At 61.6% G+C, this 8,177-nt stretch carries 7 protein-coding genes and 1 riboswitch; of the genes, 6 read left to right on the forward strand and 1 reads right to left on the reverse strand.

Features of this window, described 5'->3' with window-relative positions:
- The 4 genes from astD to astE form a co-directional block, all read left to right on the forward strand.
- Positions 1–1,388: succinylglutamate-semialdehyde dehydrogenase (gene astD, locus OQK_RS17900; protein ID WP_038861055.1), on the forward strand; the 1,388-nt coding region annotated here is incomplete at its 5' end.
- Between the two features lie 163 nt (positions 1,389–1,551).
- Positions 1,552–2,898: an N-succinylarginine dihydrolase gene (gene astB, locus OQK_RS17905; protein WP_016773590.1), complete on the forward strand. Its 1,347-nt coding sequence runs from the start codon at positions 1,552–1,554 to the stop codon at positions 2,896–2,898.
- 56 nt (positions 2,899–2,954) lie between these two features.
- Positions 2,955–3,245 carry a hypothetical protein gene (locus OQK_RS17910; RefSeq protein ID WP_016773591.1) on the forward strand — a complete coding sequence of 97 codons (291 nt, stop codon included), beginning with the start codon at positions 2,955–2,957 and terminating at the stop codon, positions 3,243–3,245.
- A 12-nt stretch (positions 3,246–3,257) separates the two neighbouring features.
- Positions 3,258–4,265, forward strand: coding sequence for a succinylglutamate desuccinylase (gene astE, locus OQK_RS17915; RefSeq protein WP_016773592.1), 1,008 nt, complete (start codon positions 3,258–3,260; stop codon positions 4,263–4,265).
- Between the two features lie 123 nt (positions 4,266–4,388).
- Here astE and OQK_RS17920 read toward each other — a convergent pair whose 3' ends face one another.
- Positions 4,389–4,898, reverse strand: a complete 510-nt coding sequence (locus OQK_RS17920) for a 6,7-dimethyl-8-ribityllumazine synthase (protein ID WP_016773593.1) — start codon at positions 4,896–4,898, stop codon at positions 4,389–4,391.
- Between the two features lie 103 nt (positions 4,899–5,001).
- Positions 5,002–5,173, reverse strand: a riboswitch (FMN riboswitch).
- A 276-nt stretch (positions 5,174–5,449) separates the two neighbouring features.
- Between OQK_RS17920 and ltaE the strand changes: the two genes are divergently transcribed.
- Together ltaE and alaS are read left to right on the forward strand one after the other, a co-directional pair.
- Positions 5,450–6,454: a low-specificity L-threonine aldolase gene (gene ltaE, locus OQK_RS17925; protein ID WP_016773594.1), complete on the forward strand. Its 1,005-nt coding sequence runs from the start codon at positions 5,450–5,452 to the stop codon at positions 6,452–6,454.
- A gap of 146 nt (positions 6,455–6,600) precedes the next feature.
- Positions 6,601–8,177 (forward strand): alanine--tRNA ligase (alaS, locus tag OQK_RS17930; protein ID WP_038861262.1); only part of this gene is annotated, 1,577 nt, incomplete at its 3' end.

Genomic DNA, 8,177 nt, shown 5'->3' on the forward strand with positions numbered 1-8,177 from the left:
AAGTGCTGTGGGCGGGCGAGGGCGCCACTGCCGCGCAGGTCGAATCGGCGGTTCAGGCTGCTCGCCAGGCATTTCCTCATTGGGCTCGTCGCACCCTCGAGGAGCGCATCAGCGTCCTCGAAGCTTTCGCCGCTGCGTTGAAAAACCACGCTGACGAACTGGCTCGCACCATCGGCGAAGAAACCGGCAAACCGCTATGGGAAGCTGCGACCGAAGTCACCAGCATGGTCAACAAGATCGCCATTTCGGTGCAGAGCTACCGCGAGCGCACCGGCGAGAAGAGCGGCCCATTGGGCGACGCCACCGCCGTGTTGCGCCACAAGCCCCACGGCGTGGTTGCGGTGTTTGGTCCTTACAACTTCCCGGGTCACCTGCCTAACGGTCATATCGTCCCGGCGCTGCTGGCCGGTAACAGCGTGCTGTTCAAACCCAGCGAACTGACGCCGAAAGTCGCCGAGCTGACGGTCAAGTGCTGGATCGAAGCCGGTCTTCCGGCAGGCGTGTTGAACCTGCTGCAAGGCGCGCGGGAAACCGGTATCGCTCTGGCGGCGAACCCGGGTATCGACGGCCTGTTCTTCACCGGTTCGAGCCGCACCGGCAATCACCTGCATCAGCAATTCGCCGGGCGTCCGGACAAGATCCTTGCTCTGGAGATGGGCGGCAACAACCCGCTGGTGGTCGATCAGGTCGCTGATCTGGACGCGGCGGTGTACACCATCATTCAGTCGGCGTTCATTTCCGCCGGCCAGCGCTGCACCTGCGCCCGGCGTCTGCTGGTGCCGCAAGGTGCGTGGGGCGACAGCCTGCTCAAGCGACTGGTTGAAGTCAGTTCGACCATTGAAGTCGGTGCCTTCGATCAGCAACCGGCACCGTTCATGGGCTCGGTGATTTCCCTCGGCGCGGCCAAAGCGCTGATGGATGCGCAGGAACAACTGCTGGCCAACGGCGCGGTGGCGCTGCTGGAAATGACTCAGCCACAAGCGCAGTCGGCCTTGCTGACCCCGGGCATCGTCGATGTGACGGCCGTGGCCGAGCGTCCGGACGAAGAACTGTTCGGGCCGTTGCTGCAAGTGATCCGCTATGCCGATTTCGGCGCGGCGATCAGTGAAGCCAACAACACCGCTTATGGACTGGCCGCCGGTTTGCTCTCCGATTCCGAAGCGCGTTACCAGCAGTTCTGGCTGGAAAGCCGCGCCGGCATCGTCAACTGGAACAAACAGCTGACCGGCGCCGCGAGCAGCGCGCCGTTCGGCGGCGTCGGCGCCTCGGGCAACCACCGTGCCAGCGCCTATTACGCAGCGGACTACTGCGCGTACCCGGTGGCGTCGCTGGAAACCCCGAGCCTGATGTTGCCATCGGCCCTGACGCCTGGCGTGAAAATGGCGTAGCGCCAAATCGCTGGCAAGCCAGCTCCCACAGGGTCAGAGACGTCCACACATTTTGTGTACGACGCGGTCAATGTGGGAGCTGGCTTGCCAGCGATGGCCGCACCTCGGTCTTAAAGAATAGTTACTGAAGCCTATAACAACAGATTCTCGTGGAGCCTCGCTGATGAAATCCTATGAAGTCAATTTTGACGGTCTAGTGGGGCCGACCCATAACTACGGTGGTCTGTCCTACGGCAACGTCGCCTCGCAGAGCAACAGTCAGCAATCCTCGAATCCGAAGGAAGCGGCGCTGCAAGGTCTGGCAAAAATGAAAGCGCTGATGGACATGGGCTTTCAGCAAGGCGTGCTGGCTCCGCAGGAACGTCCTGATGTGGCGGCGCTGCGTCGTCTGGGCTTCAGCGGCACTGACGCGCAGGTGATCGAGCGCGCCGCCAAGGAAGCGATGCCGCTGCTGGTCGCCAGTTGCTCGGCGTCGAGCATGTGGGTGGCCAACGCCGCCACGGTCAGCCCGAGTGCCGACACCGCTGACAGCCGCGTGCACTTCACCGCCGCCAACCTCAATTGCAAATACCACCGCAGCATCGAACACCCGACCACCAGCCACGTGCTCGGCGCGATGTTCGCCAATCAACAGCACTTTGCCCATCACGCCGCTTTGCCGGCAGTGGCGCAGTTCGGCGACGAAGGCGCGGCCAACCACACGCGTTTCTGCCGTGAGTACGGCGAGGCGGGCGTCGAGTTTTTCGTGTTCGGCCGCAGCGCGTTCGATAATCGCTTCCCGGCGCCGCAGAAATACCCTGCACGCCAGACCCTCGAAGCCTCGCAAGCCGTGGCGCGTCTGCACGGTCTGCGTGACGAAGGCGTGGTCTACGCGCAGCAGAATCCCAACGTCATCGATCAGGGCGTGTTCCACAACGACGTGATCGCCGTGGGCAATGGTGAAGTGCTGTTCTATCACGAGGACGCGTTCCTCGAGACCGACAAGATGCTTGCCGAGCTGCAAGGCAAACTGGCCAAGGTCGGCGGTAACTTCCAGTCTGTTTGCGTGCCGCGTTCGGCGGTCACTGTGGATGACGCGGTGCGTTCCTACCTGTTCAACAGCCAGTTGCTCTCGCGTGCCGATGGCTCGATGCTGCTGATCGTGCCGCAGGAATGCCAGGCCAACGAACGCGTCTGGGCTTATCTGCAAAGCCTGACCAGCTCCGGCGGGCTGATCCGCGAAGTGAAGGTCTTCGATCTCAAGCAAAGCATGCAGAACGGCGGTGGCCCGGCATGTCTGCGTCTGCGCGTGGCGCTGAATGAAACCGAACTGGCGGCAGTCAACCCAGGCGTTATCATGACGGCCCCGTTGTACGGTTCGTTGACCGCATGGGTTGAAAAGCACTACCGCGACCGCCTGAGCGAAACCGATCTGGCGGACCCGCAGTTGCTGCTTGAATGCCGGACGGCACTGGATGAACTGACGCAAATCCTTAAACTGGGCGCGGTTTATCCCTTCCAGATCAATTGATCGCCGGCGCGCTGCCTGAACGCGGCGCGCGGCGTGTCACCCAAGAGAGTAAAAACATGAGCGATTCCCTGCAGCTGATCCTTGAAGACACCGACGGCACGCAATTGCAAACCTCGTGCACCCGCGTCGCGGTGATGTGGCAAGGCAAAGAGCTGTGGATCCAGCAGGACGGCCGTGGCCAGCTGCTCATCGGCGTGGACGTCGAGGAAGGTGACGAAGAGTACGCCAACCTGCTGCTGCGCCCATTGGCGACTAATCTGGTAAGTCTGCAACTGGAAATGGAACCGGCTGACCTCGGCGCTGACGAGGATCACGTACACGGCCCGGATTGCAACCACGACCACTAAGGAAACCGCTCTATGCTCGCCCTCGGCAAACTGCTTGAACTGACCCTCGCCGGCCGCGAACCGGCGGAGAAGACTCAACTGACTGTCGAAGGCGTGCGCATGCGCTGGTTGAGCGAAGGGGCACTGGAAGTCCGGCCCCCGGAAGCGCGCGACAATGGCCTGGACCTGCTGCTGTCGGCAGGCATCCATGGCAACGAAACGGCACCGATCGAGTTGCTTGATCGGCTGCTGCACGACATCGCACGCGGCGATCTCAAGCCGCGCGCACGCATTCTGTTCCTGTTCGGCAACCCGGAAGCGATTCGCAAGGGCGAGCGTTTCGTCGAGCAGGACGTTAATCGGCTGTTCAACGGTCGCCACGAACAAAGCAGCGGCTCGGAAGCGCTGCGCGCCTGTGAGCTGGAACGGCTGGCGGCGAGTTTCTTCAGCAAGCCCGAGCGCCAGCGTCTGCACTACGACCTGCACACCGCGATTCGTGGGTCGAAGATCGAACAGTTCGCCTTGTACCCGTGGAAGGAAGGGCGCCAGCATTCCCGTCGCGAACTGGCGCGCCTGCGCGCCGCCGGCATGGAAGCAGTACTGTTGCAGAACAAGCCATCCATCGTCTTCAGTTCGTACACCTACGACAAGCTCGACGCTGAAGCTTTTACCTTGGAACTGGGCAAGGCGCGGCCGTTCGGGCAGAACGACGGCGTTAACGTTTCACTGCTGGAAACCCGTCTGAAGCAGATCATCGAAGGCACTGAGCCGGAGACAGAAGAAGGGCTGGACGGCTTGCAGCTGTTCAGCGTGGCGCGGGAAATCATCAAGCACAGCGATGCGTTCCGCCTGAATCTGCCGGCGGACATCGAGAACTTTTCCGAGCTGGAACCGGGTTATGTGCTGGCCGAAGACCTGGCCAATACCCGCTGGGTGATCGAAGAGCAGGGCGCACGGATCATTTTCCCCAACCCCAAGGTCAAGAACGGCCTGCGCGCCGGCATCCTGATCGTCCCGAGCACCGACGAAAACCTCGCCTGACGTGATCGTTCCCACGCTCCGCGTGGGAATGCAGCCCGGGACGCTCTGCGTCCGTTCCAAAGCCGAACGCGGAGCGTCCGTTGAGGCATTCCCACGCAGAGCGTGGGAACGATCGGGCGGAGTTTAAACCGCTACAGCACGCGGCTCGGTTCGACGCAACGCGCGAATCTTCTGCAACGTATCGGCGCAAGTCCGCGCTGCTTCCTGGCCCTTGTGCACAAAGTGCTCGAAGAAGAACTTCTGATGCTCTTCGCCCGAATGGAAGTGATGCGGGGTCAGCGACACCGAGAACACCGGCACTTCGGTTTCCAACTGCACCTGCATCAGGCCGCTGACCACCGATTGCGCAACGAACTCGTGACGGTAAATGCCGCCGTCCACCACCAGGGCGGCGGCGACGATGCCGGCGTAACGGCCGGACTTGGCCAGCAGCTTGGCGTGCAGCGGCATTTCAAAGGCGCCGCCGACTTCAAAGAAATCGATGTCCGATTCCTGATAACCCTGCACCAGCATTTCAGCGACGAAGCCTTTGCGGCTCTGGTCGACGATTTCCTTGTGCCAGCAGGCCTGGATGAACGCGACGCGCTCGCCCTGTGGGTGTTTGCTTTTGCTGTCGATAGCGGTGGGTTGCATGTTCTGACTCCTGTTTGTGTGAAAAACAGGGCGTTATGAATCGAAAGGGATGCAGGGGTGCGAACGCAGGCACGGATGCACGCGGACGGCCCTTTGGCGTCGATCCCGTTCTCTCTTCATCCGGACTATGACCGTCGGCCCCGGGATCACACCGGGTCTGCTGACCTTGCCGACGCACCCGACTCAAGTCGTGTGCAACGCCAAGCGCTCGCGGGCTATACGCGTTGCGCGCAATTACCGCCGGTGGGGAATTGCACCCCGCCCTGAGAACGTTTGTGCCGCCCAATCTCGGGCAGCGCGCAGTTTGTAACACATATTTTTCGGTCCTGCACAGAACCTGTGGGAGCGAGCTTGCTCGCGAAAGCGGCTTCACATTCAACGAATATGCTGCCTGTTACTTCGCTTTCGCGAGCAGGCTCGCTCCCACATGGGCTTTGTCTTCTCGAGGAAGAATGGGATTTTTACTCGGTGAAGGGTTGATTAATCTGCGCGATGACCGCAGTAATCCCACTTCACAAAGGGCTTTCCCCATCTGACCAGAGGCCAGGTTCATGAGCGTTATCGATCTTCGCAGCGACACCGTCACCCAACCGACTCCCGCCATGCTCGAGGCGATGACCGCAGCGGACACCGGAGACGACGTGTACGGCGAAGATCCGACGGTCAATCGCCTCGAGGCCGAACTGGCCAAACGCCTGGACTTTGCCGCCGCGCTATTCGTGCCGACCGGGACCATGAGCAACCTGCTCGGCCTGATGGCGCACTGCGAGCGTGGCGACGAATACATTGTCGGTCAGCAGGCGCACACCTATAAGTACGAAGGTGGCGGGGCGGCGGTGCTCGGTTCGATTCAGCCGCAGCCGCTGGAGGTGCAGGCCGACGGTTCGCTGGATCTGGATCAGGTCGCCGCCGCGATCAAACCGGACGATTTCCATTTCGCCCGCACGCGTTTGCTGGCGCTGGAAAACACCATGCAGGGTAAAGTGCTGCCGCTGGAATATCTGGCGCGCGCCCGACGCTTTACGCAGGAGCATGGCCTGCAATTGCACCTCGACGGGGCGCGGTTGTACAACGCGGCGGTCAAGCTCGGCGTCGATGCCCGTGAGATCACTCAGCACTTCGATTCGGTGTCGGTGTGCCTGTCCAAGGGCCTCGGCGCGCCGGTCGGCTCGGTGCTGTGCGGCTCCGAGCAACTGATCGGCAAGGCGCGGCGTTTGCGCAAAATGGTCGGTGGCGGCATGCGTCAGGCCGGGTTGCTCGCGGCGGCTGGCCTGTACGCGCTGGATCATCACGTCGAACGGCTCGCGGATGACCATGCCAACGCGCAGTTGCTCGCCGAGGGTCTGCGTGAAGCCGGTTTCGTCGTCGAACCCGTGCAAACCAACATGGTTTATGTGCAGATGGGTGACAAGGCCGCAGCACTCAAAGACTTTGCCGGCGAACGCGGGATCAGGCTCAGCGCCGCTGCGCGCTTGCGCATGGTCACGCACATGGACGTCAGCCGCGCGCAAATCGAACAAGTGATCGCGACATTCGTCGAGTTTTCACGCAAGTGACAGCGTCAGCCGTCCAATTGACCGTTTCTATCGTATAAACACGCTGTACCCCGCGCGCAGGGCCGATATAATGCGGCCCTTTGCCGTCGCTTCGTCTCATGACGTTTCGAACAGGCCTTTGGCCGCAGCCTCCGTGGAAGAACCTAATGAAAAGCGCAGAAATCCGTGAAGCCTTCCTTCGCTTCTTCGAAGAGCAAGGCCACACCCGTGTAGCCTCCAGCTCTTTGATTCCGGGCAACGACCCAACCCTGCTGTTCACCAACGCGGGGATGAACCAGTTCAAGGACTGCTTCCTGGGCCAGGAAAAACGTGCGTACACCCGTGCCACCAGCAGCCAGAAATGCGTGCGCGCCGGCGGCAAGAACAGTGACCTGGAAAACGTCGGTTATACCGCGCGTCACCACACGTTCTTCGAAATGCTCGGTAACTTCAGCTTCGGCGACTACTTCAAGCACGACGCGATCACCTTTGCCTGGACCTTCCTGACTGGCGTGCTCAAGCTGCCGAAGGAAAAGCTCTGGGTCACTGTCTACGCCACCGACGACGAAGCGTATGACATCTGGACACAGAAAATCGGTGTGCCGGCCGAGCGCATGATCCGCATCGGCGACAACAAGGGCGCTCCATACGCTTCCGACAACTTCTGGACCATGGGCGATACCGGCCCGTGCGGCCCGTGCACCGAGATTTTCTACGATCACGGCGAGCACATCTGGGGCGGCCCGCCGGGCTCGCCGGAAGAAGATGGCGACCGCTACATCGAAATCTGGAACAACGTGTTCATGCAGTTCAACCGCACCGCCGATGGCGTGTTGCATCCGTTGCCTGCGCCGTCGGTGGACACCGGCATGGGCCTGGAGCGGATCAGTGCGGTGATGCAGCACGTCAACTCCAACTACGACATCGACCTGTTCAAGAACCTGCTCAAGGCTTCGGCTGAAGCGATCGGCTGCGAAAACGGCGATCAGTCGTCGCTCAAAGTCGTCTCCGACCACATTCGTTCCTGCGGTTTCCTGATCGCCGACGGCGTGCTGCCGTCCAACGAAGGTCGCGGTTACGTGCTGCGCCGGATCATCCGTCGCGCCTGCCGTCACGGCAACAAGCTCGGCGCCACCGGCAGCTTTTTCTACAAGATCGTCGCGGCGCTGGTTGCCGAGATGGGCGAAGCCTTCCCGGAACTGCAGAAGCAGCAAAGCAACATCGAGCGCGTGCTCAAGGCTGAAGAAGAGCAGTTCTCCAAGACCCTGGAGCACGGCCTGAAAATCCTCGAGCAGGATCTGGCCGAGCTCAAAGGCACCGTGGTGCCAGGCGACGTGGTGTTCAAACTCTACGACACCTACGGTTTCCCGATGGACCTGACCGCCGACATCGCCCGCGAACGCGGCCTGACCGTCGACGAAGCCGGCTTCGAGCGCGAAATGGAAGCGCAGCGTGTTCGCGCGCGTTCGGCCAGCTCGTTCGGTCTGGACTACAACACCCTCGTCAAGGTCGACGTGGCCACCGAGTTCACCGGTTACGCCGCCACCAGCGGCTCTGCGAAAATCGTTGCCATCTATAAGGATGGCCAGTCGGTCGACGTGCTGAGCGAAGGTCAGGAAGGCGTGATCGTGCTCAACCAGACGCCGTTCTACGCCGAATCCGGTGGCCAGATCGGCGACTGCGGTTTCATTCAGGCCGGCAGCAGCCGCTTCGACGTGCGCGACACCACCAAGACCGGCGGCGC

Source organism: Pseudomonas sp. R62, assembly GCF_000257605.1.
In the GTDB taxonomy this organism is placed as follows: domain Bacteria; phylum Pseudomonadota; class Gammaproteobacteria; order Pseudomonadales; family Pseudomonadaceae; genus Aquipseudomonas; species Aquipseudomonas atacamensis.